Raw genomic sequence first — 16,482 nt, 5'->3', positions numbered from 1 at the left:
CTCACAGGTTGTACTGTTTGCGTTTGCGGTACAGGGTCGAGGCGTCGATACCGAGGGTGCGGGCCGCCTGGTCCAGGGTGTCGGCGGTGGCCAGCACGGCGCCGATGTGGGCTTTCTCCAGCTCATCCAGGCTCAGCGACGCACCGATGCGCGGGGCGTTGTGGGTCGGTTGTTCGGCCATGCCAAGGTGGCTGATTTCCACCTTCTCTTGCGGGCAGATGATGCTCGCGCGCTCCACCACGTTGCGCAGCTCGCGGATATTGCCCGGCCAGCGGTAGTTGAGCAGCGCCTCGCGGGCTTCATCACTGAAGCCGCGTGCCGGCCGCGCGTACTCCTTGACGAAGCGCGCCAGGAAGCGGTCGGCCAGGGTGAGGATGTCTTCGCTACGCTCGCGCAGCGGCGGCAGGTGCAAGGTGATGACGTTGAGGCGGTACAGCAAGTCTTCCCGGAAGCGGCCGTCGCGCACCATGTCTTCCAGGTTCAGGTTGGTGGCGGCGAGGATGCGCACATCGGCGCGGCGGGTGACCGGGTCGCCCACGCGCTCGTATTCCTTGTCCTGGATGAATCGCAGTAACTTTGGCTGCAACGTGAGGGGAAAGTCGCCGATTTCGTCAAGAAACAGCGTTCCGCCGTCGGCCTGGTTGACCCGGCCCAAGGTGCTTTCGCTGGCGCCGGTGAACGCGCCCCGGCTGTGGCCGAACAATTCGCTTTCCATCAGTTCTGCGGTCAGCGACGGGCAGTTGATGGTCACGCAGGATTTCTTCGCGCGCTTGCTCCAGCCGTGGATGGCCCGGGCCAATTCGCCTTTACCGGTACCGGACTCGCCGAGGATCAAGATGTTTGCATCGGTTCCGGCTACTTGGCGTGCGGTCTCCAGCACGACCATCATCGCCGGGCTGTGAGAGTCGAGGCCATCCTTGGACTGGCGTACTGCGCCTTCCAGCGCTTCCAGGCGGGCGGATAATTGGCGTACTTCCAACTGCTTGGCGGTGGCCAGGCGCAACTGGTCCGGGCTGCAGGGTTTGACCAGGTAATCGGCGGCGCCGGCCTGGATCGCGTCCACGGCGGTGTCGACAGCGGAATGTGCAGTGACAATCACCACACGCATCCATGGCGCCTGAATGCGCATTTGCGCCAATACATCGAGGCCGTTGTCTTCGCCCAGGCGCAGGTCGAGGAAGCACAGGTCGAACACCTGACGTTGCATCAGGGCATCGGCCTGGGCGGCGCTGTTCGCGGTGGCCACGGTGTAGCCTTCATCTTCCAGGCAATAACGGAAGGTGCGCAGGATCGCGGATTCGTCATCCACTAAAAGAATACGGCCTTGAAGTTCCTTGGCTGATTCCATCTGTGCCGCGCTCCTTAACTATGAGTGATGGTGATTAGTCCCGGAATAATCGGGCAAGTTGCATGGTTTATTCTGATCGATAAAAGGATGCGTCGTGCAGGTATCTGCATGAGTTCCTACAGAGCCCCGTCTGATGGCGTTTTCATGCCGTCTTGCCACTTCGGCAACCCGTCACCTGTTTTCTATCCCTTGATCCGACCGCTGGTGATCGTGCATTTCGCACGGCTCCCAGGGCGGCATCGTGCAGGATGCTGTGTGCCCAGGTATTGGATATCTTTCAAGCTATTGATTTTATTGAGTTTTATTTTGTAAAAAAGCTGGCATGCACCCTGCAATATCCCTCTCAACGAATAATCAGAATGCGGGAGCACCACAGCATGACTCGCCAAAGCCTCAGCCAATTGCACGTTTCGCCACTGCGCTTGCAGCAAGGCCTGTTCGCCAGCCTGGCCCTGATGGTCACGTTGATTGGCGGCCAGCAGATGCAGCATTGGCAGCAGAGTCAGCAACAAGTCCCGCAATTCGAACACTCCGTGAAGACCCAGACCCATTTCCGTTCCGTTGGCAGCGTTGCCGCCGATGTAACCGCCCCGCAATTGAGAGTCGCCGACCAGGATTCCACCCTGGGCGAGCTGCCTGTCCAAGAGCGTTGGGTGTTCTAGGCAAGAAAAGCGCCCGCTCACTTGAGCGGCCGTACGGCACTACCGTTGTTACCCCTTTAGAAAGCGTAAGGAGAATCACCATGTTGAGTTGGGCAATCACATTTCTGATCATCGCCATTGTGGCTGCAGTCCTGGGCTTCGGTGGTATCGCGGGCACCGCTACGGGGATCGCCAAGATTCTGTTTGTGGTCTTCCTGGTGATGTTTATCGCTTCGTTCTTCTTTGGTCGTCGTGGCCGAGGCTGAATATGACCTCTTTGTCCCTTAAAGCCCTGGTTGCCGCCGCCCTGCTGGGCGGCAGCGGCTTGGTGATGGCTGCCAACGATGGCCAATCACGCGCCAATGAGTTGCTTAGTGCGGACCCGCAATACCGCCAGACCTGGCAAGGCGTGGTGAAGAAAGAAGAGCGCCTGCCGGAATGGGTGATGAACCTGTCGGGTACGGCTGAACAAATGAATGCCGTGGAAGAAGACGGCGACAAGTACTTGGTCGGGCCGCTCTGCGAAACCGCGGACACCTGCCTGAACAAGCGCCTGATCGTGGCCTTCAGCCTCGACAAGGACGATGCCTACGCGCTGTTGGTAGAAGTCCCGGCCGGCTTGCCGGCGGACAAGTCGCCGACGCGGCACGCCGATTACCGTTTTATCGGTAAGCCGGATGAGGGCATGCAAAAGCTGCTGATGGAGCAGCTGAAGAAAGACCCGAATTGGTACTAGGTCCCTTTGGCGGGCCTAATCAGTGATCGCAAGTTCACAAACCTACGGTTTGCTGAACTTGTGGCGGGCTCGTGACTCTCATTCCCGCTTCTCATACCGCGCATAGCCGCAAATTTCCTTTTTGCCCGACTCCAACCATTACTTGGTGTGTCGGCGCGACCACCTATCGATAAAATTTCGCCGGCACCATAAGACATTTCCGACACTGCGCCGCAATATTCCCAGGCATTTCTGCCAACCCTTCGAAGACGTGCTGAATCTCTGAGCGAGCCGGCTTTGGCAGGTTCACGGCATATTCGGCGGACGATTTGTCGCATTTGAACTGACCGTTCAGACAGTTATTATGAAAAAAAGCCATGCCGATTCGGCATAGGGTAGGCGTTTACGGCATTAGACGTCGCTCCCTTGCATCGGAATAGTTGCGCCTTTTTTCGCCTGCCAGTAAGCCATTTCGGCCACGCTGCGGTGACCTTCCATGGAGGCAGATGCTCACACTTTTTCGCTTTCGAGCGTTGCGGCTGGCGCATTTGCCTTGAGTTCACTTGAAGTAAGGGTAATGACATGAAGAAGGCAAAGCTAAGCCTCGCCTGGCAGATCCTCATCGGTTTGGTGTTGGGGATCGCAATCGGCGCAGTGCTTAACCATTTCAGTGCTGAAAAAGCCTGGTGGATCAGCAATGTGTTGCAGCCAGCGGGCGATATCTTTATCCGCCTAATCAAGATGATCGTGATCCCGATTGTGATTTCCTCGCTGATCGTCGGCATTGCCGGTGTCGGAGACGCGAAGAAACTCGGGCGTATCGGCGTCAAAACCATCCTTTACTTCGAGATCGTCACCACCATCGCGATCGTGGTCGGCCTGTTGCTGGCCAACCTGTTCCATCCGGGTGCCGGCATCGACATGAGTACCCTGGGTACCGTCGATATCTCCAAATACCAGGCCACGGCTGCGGAAGTGCAGCACGAGCATGCGTTTATCCAGACCATCCTCAACCTGATCCCATCGAACATCTTCGCCGCTGTTGCCCGTGGTGAAATGCTGCCGATCATCTTCTTCTCGGTGCTGTTCGGCCTGGGCCTTTCGAGCCTCAAGCCAGACCTGCGCGAGCCGCTGGTGACCATGTTCCAGGGCGTGTCCGAGAGCATGTTCAAAGTCACCCACATGATTATGAAGTACGCCCCGATCGGCGTCTTCGCACTGATCGCGGTGACCGTGGCGAACTTCGGCTTCGCCTCCTTGCTGCCACTGGCCAAGCTGGTGATCCTGGTTTACGTCGCCATCCTGTTCTTCGCCTTTGTGATCCTCGGCCTGATCGCCCGCCTGTTCGGCTTCTCGGTTATCAAGCTGATGCGCATCTTCAAGGATGAGCTGGTACTGGCCTACTCCACCGCCAGCTCCGAGACCGTGCTGCCGCGCGTGATCGAGAAGATGGAAGCCTACGGCGCGCCGAAGGCCATCTGCAGCTTCGTGGTGCCGACCGGTTACTCGTTCAACCTCGACGGTTCGACCCTGTACCAGAGCATCGCGGCGATCTTTATCGCCCAGCTGTATGGCATCGACCTGTCGGTTGGCCAGCAGCTGATGCTGGTACTGACCCTGATGGTCACCTCCAAAGGCATCGCCGGTGTGCCGGGCGTGTCCTTCGTGGTGCTGTTGGCCACCCTGGGCAGCGTGGGTATCCCGCTGGAAGGCCTGGCGTTCATCGCCGGTGTCGACCGCATCATGGATATGGCGCGTACCGCCCTGAACGTGATCGGCAACGCCCTGGCCGTGTTGGTCATCGCGCGTTGGGAAGGCATGTACGACGACGCCAAGGGCGAGCGCTACTGGAATTCCCTGCCGCACTGGCGCAGCAAGGACGCGGCTCCGGCCGCCCAAGCCACGCGTAGCTGATAGCGCGAGCGCGTTGAGACAAACCCCGGGAAATCCGGGGTTTGTCGTTTCTGCCAGCCCCGCTATCATTCGCCCCATCATTCGGGGGATTTAACTGATGCTCAATGGCCTGTGGCTTGGCTTCTTTGTCGTGGCAATGGTGTCAGCGCTGGTGCAGTGGCTGGTGGGCGGTAACGCCGGGATATTTTCGGCCATGGTCGAAAGCATTTTCGCCATGGCCAAACTGTCGGTGGAAGTCATGGTGCTGCTGTTCGGCACCCTGACCTTGTGGCTGGGTTTTCTGCGCATCGCCGAAAAAGCCGGGATCGTCGATTGGCTGGCCAAGGCCCTCGGCCCGCTGTTCCGCCGCCTGATGCCGGAAGTGCCGGCCGGCCACCCTGCCATCGGTTTGATTACCCTCAACTTCGCCGCCAACGGCCTGGGCCTGGACAACGCCGCCACGCCTATCGGCTTGAAGGCGATGAAGGCCTTGCAGGAACTCAACCCGATCCCCAACACCGCCAGTAACGCGCAGATCCTGTTCCTGGTGCTCAACGCGTCCTCGCTGACGCTGTTGCCGGTGACCATCTTCATGTACCGCGCCCAACAAGGCGCCGCCGACCCGACGCTGGTGTTCCTGCCGATCCTGCTGGCCACCAGCGCCTCGACCCTGGTGGGCCTGCTGTCGGTGGCGATCATGCAGCGCCTGCGCCTGTGGGACCCGGTGGTGCTCGCGTACCTGGTCCCCGGAGCGCTGGTGCTGGGTGGCTTCATGGCGCTGCTGGCGACCCTGTCCGCCACCGCGCTGGCCAGCCTCTCGTCGATCCTCGGCAACCTCACCCTGTTTGGCCTGATTATGCTGTTCCTGATTATCGGCGCGTTGCGCAAGGTGAAGGTCTACGAGGCGTTTGTCGAAGGCGCCAAAGAAGGCTTCGACGTGGCCAAGAATCTGCTGCCGTATCTGGTGGCGATGCTGTGTGCGGTCGGCGTGTTGCGTGCCTCGGGGGCGCTGGAATTCGGCCTGGAAGGCATACGCCATCTGGTGGCCTGGACGGGCATGGATACACGTTTTGTCGATGCCTTGCCGACGGCGATGGTCAAGCCGTTCTCCGGCAGCGCCGCGCGCGCGATGCTGATCGAAACCATGCAGACCCAGGGCGTGGACAGCTTCCCGGCGCTGGTGGCGGCGACGATCCAGGGCAGTACCGAGACCACCTTCTATGTGTTGGCGGTGTACTTTGGTTCGGTGGGGATTCAGCGGGCACGGCATGCCGTGGGCTGTGCGTTGCTGGCGGAGTTGGCGGGTGTCGTTGCGGCTATCGCGGTGTGCTACTGGTTCTTTGGCTGAGGCTAAAACCGCCTTCGCGAGCAAGCCCGCTCCCACACTTGACCGCGTTTATCCTGACGAAATGCGATCAAATGTGGGAGCGGGCTTGCTCGCGAAGAGGCCCTCAGCGTTTCACAGAAACATTGCCCTGCTGCACCACCCACTCCACCACCTGCCTGTTCAACTGATCCCCGGCCAAGCCAAACCCGGCCACCACCGCCGGCACCTTGGTATCACTCACCGGCTGCCGCACTTCAAACCGCCGGCTGGCGATAATCCGCTGATCGCTGCCGCGCACCAAGCGTGCATCGAGGCGGATCACCACCTCCACCGCAGAGCCACGGTACTCACTCTGGAACGCCTGCAACTGCCCACCCAGCTCATAGTCGGCTTGCAGGTTGGTGTCGTCGGTACTCAACAACGTCACCCGCCCATCGCGCTGGAAGCCATCCAGCAGGCGGTTGCGCAACAGCACCGGCGACGGATCGCTCCAGCGCGAATTGGCATAGCTGCTGATGAGGTCGCCGTTGGGCACCACGGCAATCCGCGGGCTGTCGAGAAATTCGCTGGTCTGGGGCTTGGTCACCCGTAGCGACCAGGCGACCGGTGTGCCTTGTAGGGTCGCCGGTGCTGCCGCCAGGCGGTACACGTCCGAAGGGTCAGGCTTGGGCAGGATCGAGCACGCGCTCACCAGGGCCAGGGCTACAGGGACGATCAGTTGATAAGCACGCTTCATGGCGTGAACTCCTTGTTCTTGTCACTGCCCAGCAGGTAACCGCTGGGGTTGGCTTCCAGGCGGCGGGAGATGGCGCGCAGCGAGCCGAGGGTTTCGCGCAGTTCGCGCACGGCCGGCGCCAGTTCGTTGAGGCCCTGCATGCCGCTGTTCACCGAGTCCTTGTTGTCGGTCAGCAAGGTGTTGATGGTGGCGGTGCTTTTTTCCAGGGATTTCATCGCCTGCTCGGCACTGCTGAACGCCTGCTTGCCTTGGTCGTTCAGCAGGCCGTTGGCGTTGCGCATCAGCACGGTGGTTTGCTCCAGGGCGCCGCTGGCCTGTTTGCTCACCTGCATCAGTTGCTGCATCACCACTTTGATATCGCCGCGCTGGTCGGCGATGGCGCCGGTGGTTTGCTGCAAGTTGTCCAGGGTGTTGGTCAGGCGCTCGACGTTCTCCCGGGAGAACAGCGCGTTGGCGTTGTGCAGCAACAGGTTGATGCTGCTCATCAGGTCGTTGCTGTTGTTCAGCAGGCGCGCGATGGGCGATGGCGAGGCGATGATTTCCGGCAGGTTGCCGTCCTTGCCCTTGAGCACCGGGCTTTGTGGCGTGCCGCCGCTGAGTTGGATGATCGAGGTGCCGGTGATGCCGGTCAGCGCCAGCTTGGCCTGGGTGTCTTCCTTGATCGGCGTCTGCCCGGCCAGGCGGATGCGTGCCAGTACGCGGCGCGGGTCTTTGGGGTCCAGGCGCAGGCTGATGACGTCGCCCACCTTGATCCCGCTGTACTGCACCGAGCTGCCTTGGGACAGGCCGCTGACCGCCTCGTTGAACACCACTTCGTAATCCTGGAAGGCACTGTCGATACTGGATTTGGCCAGCCACAGGCCAAACAGCATCGCGCCGACCACGACGATCACGCTGAACAAACCAATCATCACATGATGGGCGCGGGTTTCCATGTCATACCTCGTTGAGCGGTTGAGCGGCATCCAATGCCGCACGGCCCCGGGGGCCGTGGAAATATTCGTGAATCCAGGCGTCGTCGGTTTCCGAGACGACATCGATGGCGTCCGCCACCAGTACTTTTTTCTGCGCCAGCACCGCCACGCGGTCGGTGATGGTGTATAGCGTGTCCAGGTCATGGGTGACCAGAAACACGCTCAGGCCCAGCGCGTCGCGCAGGGTCAGGATCAGTTGGTCGAATTGCGCCGCGCCAATCGGGTCGAGGCCGGCGGTGGGTTCGTCGAGGAACAGGATGTCCGGGTCCAGGGCCAAGGCGCGGGCCAGGGCGGCGCGCTTTATCATGCCGCCGGACAGTGACGCCGGGTATTTGTCCGCCGCCGACAATGGCAACCCGGCCAGGGCCAGCTTGACCGCCGCCAAGTGCTCGGCGTCGCGGCGGCTGAGGCCGGCGTGTTCGATCAATGGCAGTGCGACGTTCTCGGTCACTGTCAGCGAGGAAAACAGCGCGCCCTTCTGGAACAGCACGCCGAAGCGCCGTTCCACCAGGGAGCGCTCATGCTCCGACAGGCTCGGCAGGTTCTTGCCGAATACCCGCACCTCGCCTTCGCTGGGCCGGCGCAAACCGACGATGCTGCGCAGCAGCACGGACTTGCCGCTGCCGGAACCGCCGACCACGGCGAGAATCTCGCCCTTGTACAAATCCAGGTCGAGGTTCTCGTGCACGCTCTGGCTGCCAAAGCGGTTGCACAGCCCGCGCACTTCAATCACCGCCTCAGTGGGCGCACGGTGTAAGCGACTCACCAGCCCATCTCCATGAAGAACAGCGCGGCGACCGCATCCAGCACGATCACCACAAAGATCGATTGCACCACGCTGGAGGTGGTGTGGGCGCCGACCGACTCGGCACTGCCGCTGACCTTGAAGCCTTCCAGGCAGCCGATGGCGGCAATCAGGAAGGCGAAGATCGGCGCTTTCACCATCCCCACGAGGAAATGCTGCACGCCGATGTCGGATTTCAGCAGAGAGAGAAACATCGCCGGCGAAATATCCAGCGCCACGGCGCACACCACGCCGCCGCCGACAATGCCCGAGAGCATCGCCAAAAACGTCAGCATCGGCAGCGACACCAGCAAGGCCAGCACCCGCGGCAATACCAGCAGCTCCATCGGGTCGAGGCCGAGGGTGCGGATCGCGTCGATTTCTTCGTTGGCCTTCATCGAGCCGATTTGTGCGGTAAAGGCACTGGCGGTGCGGCCGGCGATCAGGATCGCGGTGAGCAATACGCCGAATTCCCGTAGGAAAGAGAACGCCACCAGGTCCACGGTGAAAATCGTCGCGCCAAAGCTCTTGAGCACCGTGGCGCCCAGGAATGCCACCACGGCGCCTACCAGAAAGGTGAGCAAGGCGACGATGGGCGCGGCGTCGAGGCCGGTCTGTTCGATGTGCGCGACCATTGGCGTGATGCGCCAGCGCTTGGGGCGGAAAATGCCCCGGGCGAAGGTCTCGAGGATCAGGCCGATAAAGCCCAGCAGTTGCTTGCTGTCTTGCCAGACTTTATCCACCGCCCGGCCGATGCGCGCCAGCACCTGGATGCCGGTGGCTTCTTCCGGGGCTTTGTCGGGCACACAAAAATCGTTGAGGGAGCGGTAGACGGTCTTGAGCAGCGCGCGGTCGGCGGCCGACAGGCTGCAATCGCTCTGCTCGGCGGATTGCTCAATGCGCGTGGGGCCGAGCAATTCCACCAGCAGTGACGCGCCGGCGGTATCCAGGGCGCCGAGGCCGTTGAGGTCGATGCGGGCGCCGGCGTCGTATTGGCCGTCGAGCGTGTCCGACAGCTTTTTCAGGTCTGCGTAGTGGGCGAGCGTCCAGTCCCCTGTAATCCGCAGTAACGGAGGCGTGGAGGACGTATCGAGATGGGCTGCGCCGGCCGAGGTACTACTGGTCATAAGCTCCGAGCTTGTTTGGCTATCCACAATTCCTACGTAATAGCACGAACCTGCCTACTTTGGGTTGTCCGTTTGTGCTGCGTCGATGACTTTGAAGCGCAGCACGCCGATCACCTGGCCGTCTTCGGTGAGCACCTGCACTTGCCAGCGGCCCACGGCATCACCGGGGAAATTCTGTTTGTGGGTCCAGGCGCGATAGCCTTCCTTGCGCCCGCCATGGATGTCCAGGGCGATGCGGTCGACCTCTTTGCCGTTGAATTTCCACACGTGATAGATCCGCTCATCCAGGCCACGCGGCGCATTGATCGCGGTGTAGGCGTACAGCCCGTCGCCGCGCAGCTGGGCGACGGTGACTTCCTTGAGGTCATCCCCCGGCGTGCGGTCTTGCAACTGGGTGCTGATGGCCACTTCTGTCATCCACAGAGTGGCTGGTGGTACCCAACTGCGTAGGAACCAACCCGCGCAGCCAATCGCGGCCGTGACCCCCAGCAGCATCGCCCAGCCCTTGAGGCTGCGTAGCGGCAGGCTGACCGCCAGGCTGGGGATCGACAGCGCCATGGCCACGCCCAGGGCCAGCTTGTAGCTCTCGGCGGTGGTCAGGTGCAGGATGATCGGCAGTGCGGTGAGCAGCGCGGCGAACAGGGTCAGGGTGTGCAGCGCAAGGAACAGCGAGCGCTTGGGCGCCAGCCACTTGTAGTACAGCGGATCGACGATCGACACCAACGCCGCCGCGCCGAGCAGGCCGGTGAACAGCGACTGGCCGCTGTTCCAGGCGGTGGTGACGAAAAAGAAGGGCAACACAAAAAACAGACTTTCCTGGTGGATCATCTGGGTGGCGTAGCGCAGCAGCGGCTCGGGAATTTCGCGCTTGAAGACTTTGGTAAACAGCTGGGTAAAGCTGTTTTCCAGCATCAACCACAGCCAGCTCACCAGCATGATGACCGCGATCCAACTGGCCATGCCCTGTTGGCGGTCCACCAGGATGAAGCTGCACACCCCCGAGATAAAGCCGCCGAGTGCAATCACCCCTGGGTAACGCTTCATCAGTTCGAGGACGCGGGTGATTATGCGGGTCAGGTTTAGCATTCGGCGGTTCGCAGTCTTTGTAGGAAAAATCCCAGACAGAATAACGTCTTAGCCCTGTGCTCGGTGGCTGATTACGCGATCCGTTTGCGATAAAGCCGCATGCCGATCAACACAATGGCAATCAGCCCGAGTACACCGGCGCCGATCCAGCTCAGGGTGTCGTAGCTCAGCAACGGTTTCTCGATGCGCCAGTAGCCCGGTTGCTTGAACACCTGGCGCATGGCCTGGTTGGTCTGGTCCAGGCTTACCGCCTTGATGCGTTTGACCGGGTCGCTGAAGTGGCCGTTGTTGTAGTCGCCCGAGGCGGCCCAGTAGTAATCGGCCAGGGCGCTGTTGCCCTGCACGGCCCAAGCCTGGCGGGCGATGGCGGCCTGTTGCAGGCGTGCGAACACGGCCGGGTCGAGGCCGTCCTTGAGCAGCTGCGCCTGTAGGTTTTTCAGCACTTGCTCGGCTTTTGGGAGGTTTTCCCGCTCCAGGTCGGCATTCAGGCTGAGGAAGCCGACACCGCCCAGCACTTCACGCTCGCTCCACGGGCCGTAGGACAAGGTGTGCTTGAGGCGTAGCTGGCGGTACAGCGCCCAGTCGAGGTAGTCCTTGAGCAGGTCGTAGGTTTCATCGTGCTGGTCGTCCAGCAGCGGTTCGGGGAACAGCCAGTGCAGCTTGGCGCTGTCACCGACCCAGCCGTGGATCAGCTCGCGCTGGCTGGCGGCGGCGTGCTGGATTTGCGGCAGTTCAGGGTGTTCGGTGGGATCGACCGGGTCGAGTTGCCCATAGGTGCGTTCCAGATAGGCCGGCAGCAGTTTGTCGAGGTCGCCGACGATAATCAGGGTCATGTTGTTGGGGGCGTACCAGTGTTTGCGCAGGTCCGCCAACTGGTCGCGGGTCAACTGGCCGACTTCGGCACGCTCGGCGCATTTGAGCCCCAGTTCGACGGCGAGTTGGTTGCTGGCGGTGTGGCCGAGGTCCTGGCGGTCGAGCAGGCGTTGCAGGTGGGAGTAATGGCCGCCGTCCTCACGCTCCACCACTTGCTTGGCCGCGTTGATATTGGCGTCGGTCAGTTCGGTGCGGGTGATGATCGCCAGCAGCAGGTCGAGCACCTTGCGCTGGTTTTGCGTCGGCGCCTCGATCACGAAGGTGGTGTCGGCGTTGCTGGTGTAGGCGTTCCATTCGCCGCCCAGGGCTTGCATGCGGTCCTCCAGGTCGCCTTCGCCGCCGCCGTCGATGCCGCTGAACAGCAGGTGTTCGAGCAGGTGCGGCAGTTCCTTGTCCTCGCAGGCGAAGTCATCCAGGCCGACGCCGACCACCAGGCGAATCGCCACATGCCCGCGCTCGGTGCCCGGTTTGAGCAGCAATTGCAGGCCGTTGGGCAAGGTGTAGCCCTCGACTTGCAGGCGGTCAAAGGCAAAGGCGTGGGCAGAACCCATGAGCAGGCAGATGAATAACAGGCGACGCATAACTGGCTTCCTGGCGAGTGAGGTCAGTGTTAACTGACTTCACGGGCCATCGTACGTTCAGGGCGAATGTGTGATGTCGGCAATATCTTCGGTAGAGAGTGCGCCGGTGTCGGACGTTTCCAACACTACATAAGCACTGCTGCAAAACAACGAGTTGAGACGTTTCATGTCGGCAATCAGCTCCAGGTGCAGGGAACTGGTCTCCAGGCTCTGTACGATCTTGCGCTGCAAGCGGCTGACGTGGGCGTGGGCCAGGCGCCGTTCCTGGGCGCGAAAGCGGCGCTTCTCCCGCAGCAATTGGCGGGCGCTTTCCGGGTCGGCGCTGAGGAACACCGACAGGCCCAGGCGCAGGTTGGCAATCAGCTGGCTGTGCAGGTCGGACAGTTCTTCCAGGCCGACCTCGGAGAACTGGCGGCGCTGGGAGGTTTTTTGCTGCTGGACTTTGCGCAGCATGCGTTCGATCAGGTCGCCGGCCAGCTTGAGGTTGATCGACAACTCGATGATCTCGGCCCAGCGTCGGCTGTCTTGCTCGCTGAGGTCTTCGCGGGGCATTTGCGCCAGGTAGAGTTTGATCGCGCTGTACAGCGCTTCGACGTCATCGCTGAGGCTGCGCATGGCCTGGGTGATGGCGGTTTGCTTGCCGCGCAGCACTTCCTGCATCGAGGTCAGCATGTTGTCGATCAAATCGCCCAGGCGCAGGGTCTCGCGGGCGGCGTTGGCCAGCGCCAGGCTGGGTGTGGTCAGCGCGGTCAGGTCGAGGTGGCGGGGTTTGGCCTTGCCGTTGAGTTCTTCGCGCTCGGGCAGCAACCAGGCACACAGGCGCGCCATCGGGCCGATGGTCGGCAACAGGATCAGGCAACGGCTGACGTTGTAGAGCAGGTGGAAGGTGATGACCATGCCCTGCACGCCGTAGTCCAGACCGTCCATCCAGCGTACGAGCGGGTCGAGCACCGGAATGATAAGCAGCAGGCCGATCAATTTGTACAGCAGGCTGCCCAGCGCCACCTGGCGGCCGGCGGCGTTTTGCATGCTGGTGCTGAGGAAGGCCAGCACGCCGCTGCCGATGTTGGCGCCGATCACCAGGCCGATGGCCACGTGCAAGCCAATCACACCGGCGCCGGCCAGGGTGGCGGTGAGTAGGACGGCGGCCAGGCTGGAGTAGGAAATCATCGCGAACAAGGCGCCGACCAAGGCGTCCAGCAGGATGTCGCCGGTCAGCGAGGCAAAGATGACTTTGACGCCCTGGGCGTGGGTAATGGGCCCGGCGGCTTCGACGATCAATTGCAGGGCCAGCACGATCAGGCCCAGGCCAATGCCGACGCGGCCCATCTGCCCGGCGCGCGTCTGTTTGCGCGACAGGAAGAAAATCACCCCGAGGAAGATCAGCAACGGCGACAGCCAGGACAAGTCAAAGGTCAGCACCCGCGCCATCAGCGCGGTACCGACGTCGGCGCCGAGCATGGTCGCCAGGGCGGGCATCAGCCCCATCAGGCCTTGGCCGACAAACGACGTCACCAGCATGGCCGTGGCGTTGCTGCTCTGCACCATGGCGGTCACCAGGATACCGGCGACAAAGGCCAGCCAGCGCTTGGACATGTTCTGCCCGATGACGTGGCGCAAGTTGGAGCCGTAGACCCGCAAGATGCCGGTACGGACGATATGCGTGCCCCAGATCAGCAGGGTCACCGCGGAAAGCAGATTGAGCAAGGTCAGCATGCTCGGCCCCCCGTGTGGGTGCGCTTCAAGAGAAGCGTAGGAAAGTTGCCGCGTGCCGCTCTACGTCTTGTACTTAAGCTGTAGTTGGCGAATGGCGTGCGCGCCAGCATTGCATAGCTGAAAGGGTGATTGAAACAAAACTGTCATGAAATCAGCTTTCTGCAGACGTGAAAAAGGGGCTTGAAAAGCCCCTTTTTGACTGGCTCGGGTTTATTGACCCGGAATATCTTTGCGCAGTTTCACTGGGTCCTGCTGTTTCTTCTTTTTCGCGATGGCGGTGCGCATCTTGATGTTCACCGCTTCTACCGCCAGCGAGAACGCCATGGCGAAGTAGACGTAGCCTTTTGGTACGTGCACGTCGAACGACTCGGCGATCAGCACGGTACCCACCACCAGCAGGAACGACAGCGCGAGCATTTTCAGCGACGGGTGCTTGTCGATGAATTCGCTGATGGTGCCGGCAGCCAGCATCATCACCAGTACCGCCACGACAATCGCAGCGACCATGACCGGTACATGGGAAACCATGCCGACGGCGGTGATAACGGAGTCCAGGGAGAACACGATGTCGATGATCGCGATCTGGATGATGGTGTAGATGAACTTGCCACCCTTGCCGCCCGGCTCTTCGTGGGTTTCGTCTTCGCCTTCCAGCGCGTGGTACATCTCCTGGGAGCTTTTCCACAGCAGGAACAGGCCACCGAAGAACAGGATCAGGTCGCGCCCGGAAATACCCTGGCCGAAGACCACGAACAGGTCAGCGGTCAGTTGCATGACCCAGGTGATCGACAGCAGCAACAGGATTCGCGTGACCATGGCCAGGGCCAGGCCGAAGATCCGGGTGCGGGCCTGCATATGCTTGGGCATGCGGCTGACCAGGATCGAAATCATGATGATGTTATCGATGCCCAGGACGATCTCGAGGGCCGTCAGGGTGAAGAAGGCAATCCAGATCTCTGGATTGGTCAGCCATTCCATGTGTATTCCTTTGAGCAAGTGTTAAACCGCGCAAGCTGCAGCGCCGCGCGGTTGAGTGGGTACGATTATAGAGTGCTGAACAGCGGAATAATCCCCATCAGCAAAGCGGCGACCATTATGCACAGGCATACCAGCACTGCCCACTTGAGGGTGAAGCGCTGGTGATCGCCAAATTCGATACCCGCCAATGCGACCAGCAGGTAGGTCGAAGGGACCAGCGGGCTCAACAGGTGCACAGGTTGCCCGACGATCGACGCACGGCCCATTTCTGCGGCAGTGATGCCGTAGTGGCTGGCGGCTTCGGCGAGGACGGGCAGTACGCCGTAGTAGAACGCATCGTTGGACATGAAGAAGGTGAACGGCATGCTCACCAGTGCGGTAATCACGGCCAGGTACGGGCCAAGCGCGTCAGGGATGACGGCCAGCAGGCTCTTGGACATGGCATCGACCATACCGGTGCCCGACAGGATGCCGGTGAAGATACCGGCGGCAAAGATCAGCCCGACCACCGCCAATACGCTACCGGAGTGGGCGGCGACGCGGTCTTTCTGCATTTGCAGGCACGGGTAGTTGACGATCATCGCGATACTGAACGCCACCATGAACAGCACCGGCAGCGGCAGCAGGCCGGCGATCAGTGTGCACATCAGGGCAAGGGTCAGGGCGCCGTTGAACCAGATCAGCTTCGGACGACGGGCGTCGGGGAATTGCGACACGCTGATTTCGCTGTGGTCGATCTCGTCGCCTTGCAGGTGCAATTCACCCAGGCGTGCACGTTCGCGCAGGCCGTACATGTAGGCAATCACCAGGATCGCGACGACGCCGGCGGCCATCGCCGGGATCATCGGTACGAAAATGTCCGACGGGTCTACGTGCAGCGCACTGGCGGCGCGGGCGGTTGGGCCGCCCCAGGGCGTCATGTTCATCACGCCACCGGCGAGGATAATCAGGCCGGCCATGATCCGCGGGCTCATGCCGATGCGCTGGTACAGCGGCAGCATGGCGGCCACGCAGATCATGTAGGTGGTGGCGCCGTCACCGTCGAGGGACACGACCAGGGCCAGCACGGCGGTGCCGACCGAAACCTTGAGCGGGTCGCCCTTGACCATCTTGAGGATCTTGCGCACGGCCGGGTCGAACAGGCCGGAGTCGATCATCAGGGCAAAGTAGAGAATGGCGAACATCAGCATCACGCCGGTGGGCGCAAGCTTGGTGATGCCGGCAAGCATCATCGGGCCGATATCCGGCGCAAAACCGCCGAACAGCGCGAACAGGATCGGCACGATAATCAAGGCGATCAGCGCGGACAGGCGCTTGGTCATGATCAGGAACATGAACGTGATGACCATGGCAAAGCCAAGGAAAGTCAGCATAGGAATACTCCAGGCGTAGCGCGGCTAGGGAATGGCGAACCGGGTGGGGCTCAGCGCAGAACGAAAGGCACGAGGCGTACGGGGGGAGTTGGAGCGAACAGGCGGGTACGGACGGACATCGGGAATCACCATTGTTGTTGTGTACAGCCGGTCTGGTGCCGGCAGTTGGAGGCGATCCTAGACGGGAAAGCTTTCAGCCAGCTTTCGCTGGGAAAACAGGTGATGAAGGGAAGAGGCACAATCTTAGGATTTATGCAGGTCCAAATGTGGGAGCGGGCTTGCTCGCGAATGCAGTCTGTCAGTTGATGATGTATCGACTGACATTGCGCT

Annotated in this window: 15 protein-coding genes; 5 read left to right on the top strand and 10 right to left on the bottom strand. The window is 61.3% G+C overall.

Annotated elements, in window-relative coordinates; genetic code table 11:
- Position 1: 1 nt before the first annotated feature.
- On the bottom strand, positions 2-1,348 hold the full coding sequence (gene algB, locus NUV89_RS13590) for a sigma-54-dependent response regulator transcription factor AlgB (RefSeq protein WP_257781715.1): 1,347 nt from the start codon (positions 1,346-1,348) through the stop codon (positions 2-4).
- Between the two features lie 377 nt (positions 1,349-1,725).
- Here algB and NUV89_RS13585 point away from each other — a divergent pair, with 377 nt between their 5' ends.
- The 5 genes from NUV89_RS13585 to NUV89_RS13565 all read left to right on the top strand — a co-directional run bounded on the left by NUV89_RS13585 (position 1,726) and on the right by NUV89_RS13565 (position 5,945).
- A complete protein-coding gene (locus tag NUV89_RS13585; RefSeq protein WP_257781714.1) occupies positions 1,726-2,010 on the top strand; it encodes a hypothetical protein in 285 nt (94 codons plus the stop codon).
- 80 nt (positions 2,011-2,090) lie between these two features.
- Complete coding sequence (locus NUV89_RS13580) at positions 2,091-2,255, top strand: DUF1328 domain-containing protein (RefSeq protein WP_003170804.1); 165 nt, start codon at positions 2,091-2,093, stop codon at positions 2,253-2,255.
- A gap of 2 nt (positions 2,256-2,257) precedes the next feature.
- Complete coding sequence (locus tag NUV89_RS13575) at positions 2,258-2,725, top strand: inhibitor of vertebrate lysozyme family protein (protein WP_257781713.1); 468 nt, start codon at positions 2,258-2,260, stop codon at positions 2,723-2,725.
- Positions 2,726-3,286: 561 nt separating this feature from the next.
- Positions 3,287-4,618, top strand: coding sequence for a glutamate/aspartate:proton symporter GltP (gene gltP / locus NUV89_RS13570; protein WP_017734678.1), 1,332 nt, complete (start codon positions 3,287-3,289; stop codon positions 4,616-4,618).
- Between the two features lie 97 nt (positions 4,619-4,715).
- Positions 4,716-5,945 (top strand): nucleoside recognition domain-containing protein, encoded by a 1,230-nt coding sequence (locus NUV89_RS13565; protein ID WP_124527095.1) that lies wholly within the window; start codon positions 4,716-4,718, stop codon positions 5,943-5,945.
- 103 nt (positions 5,946-6,048) lie between these two features.
- On the opposite strand, the gene NUV89_RS13560 is transcribed toward NUV89_RS13565, so the two are convergent.
- From NUV89_RS13560 to NUV89_RS13520, 9 genes are all read right to left on the bottom strand, one after another.
- Positions 6,049-6,660 (bottom strand): ABC-type transport auxiliary lipoprotein family protein, encoded by a 612-nt coding sequence (locus tag NUV89_RS13560; RefSeq protein ID WP_257781712.1) that lies wholly within the window; start codon positions 6,658-6,660, stop codon positions 6,049-6,051.
- On the bottom strand, positions 6,657-7,595 hold the full coding sequence (locus NUV89_RS13555) for an MlaD family protein (protein WP_207045680.1): 939 nt from the start codon (positions 7,593-7,595) through the stop codon (positions 6,657-6,659). Before NUV89_RS13555 ends, NUV89_RS13560 begins: the two co-directional genes overlap by 4 nt.
- A gap of 1 nt (position 7,596) precedes the next feature.
- Positions 7,597-8,400, bottom strand: coding sequence for an ABC transporter ATP-binding protein (locus NUV89_RS13550; RefSeq protein ID WP_124527098.1), 804 nt, complete (start codon positions 8,398-8,400; stop codon positions 7,597-7,599).
- Positions 8,397-9,545, bottom strand: a complete 1,149-nt coding sequence (locus tag NUV89_RS13545; protein ID WP_124527099.1) for an ABC transporter permease — start codon at positions 9,543-9,545, stop codon at positions 8,397-8,399. Before NUV89_RS13545 ends, NUV89_RS13550 begins: the two co-directional genes overlap by 4 nt.
- Positions 9,546-9,599: 54 nt before the next feature.
- The gene (locus tag NUV89_RS13540; protein WP_257781711.1) at positions 9,600-10,631 is read right to left on the bottom strand and encodes a DUF2914 domain-containing protein; all 1,032 of its coding nucleotides are present in this window, start codon (positions 10,629-10,631) and stop codon (positions 9,600-9,602) included.
- 71 nt (positions 10,632-10,702) lie between these two features.
- Positions 10,703-12,085: a pitrilysin family protein gene (locus NUV89_RS13535; protein ID WP_257781710.1), complete on the bottom strand. Its 1,383-nt coding sequence runs from the start codon at positions 12,083-12,085 to the stop codon at positions 10,703-10,705.
- Between the two features lie 57 nt (positions 12,086-12,142).
- Positions 12,143-13,801: a Na/Pi cotransporter family protein gene (locus tag NUV89_RS13530; RefSeq protein ID WP_257781709.1), complete on the bottom strand. Its 1,659-nt coding sequence runs from the start codon at positions 13,799-13,801 to the stop codon at positions 12,143-12,145.
- A 210-nt stretch (positions 13,802-14,011) separates the two neighbouring features.
- On the bottom strand, positions 14,012-14,779 hold the full coding sequence (locus tag NUV89_RS13525) for a TerC family protein (protein WP_017734669.1): 768 nt from the start codon (positions 14,777-14,779) through the stop codon (positions 14,012-14,014).
- Between the two features lie 65 nt (positions 14,780-14,844).
- The gene (locus tag NUV89_RS13520; RefSeq protein WP_207045688.1) at positions 14,845-16,152 is read right to left on the bottom strand and encodes a CitMHS family transporter; all 1,308 of its coding nucleotides are present in this window, start codon (positions 16,150-16,152) and stop codon (positions 14,845-14,847) included.
- Positions 16,153-16,482 lie beyond the last annotated feature (330 nt).

Source organism: Pseudomonas sp. 18.1.10, from assembly GCF_024655625.1.
In the GTDB taxonomy this organism is placed as follows: Bacteria; Pseudomonadota; Gammaproteobacteria; order Pseudomonadales; family Pseudomonadaceae; genus Aquipseudomonas.
This window is presented reverse-complemented; position numbering and strand designations above follow the sequence as displayed.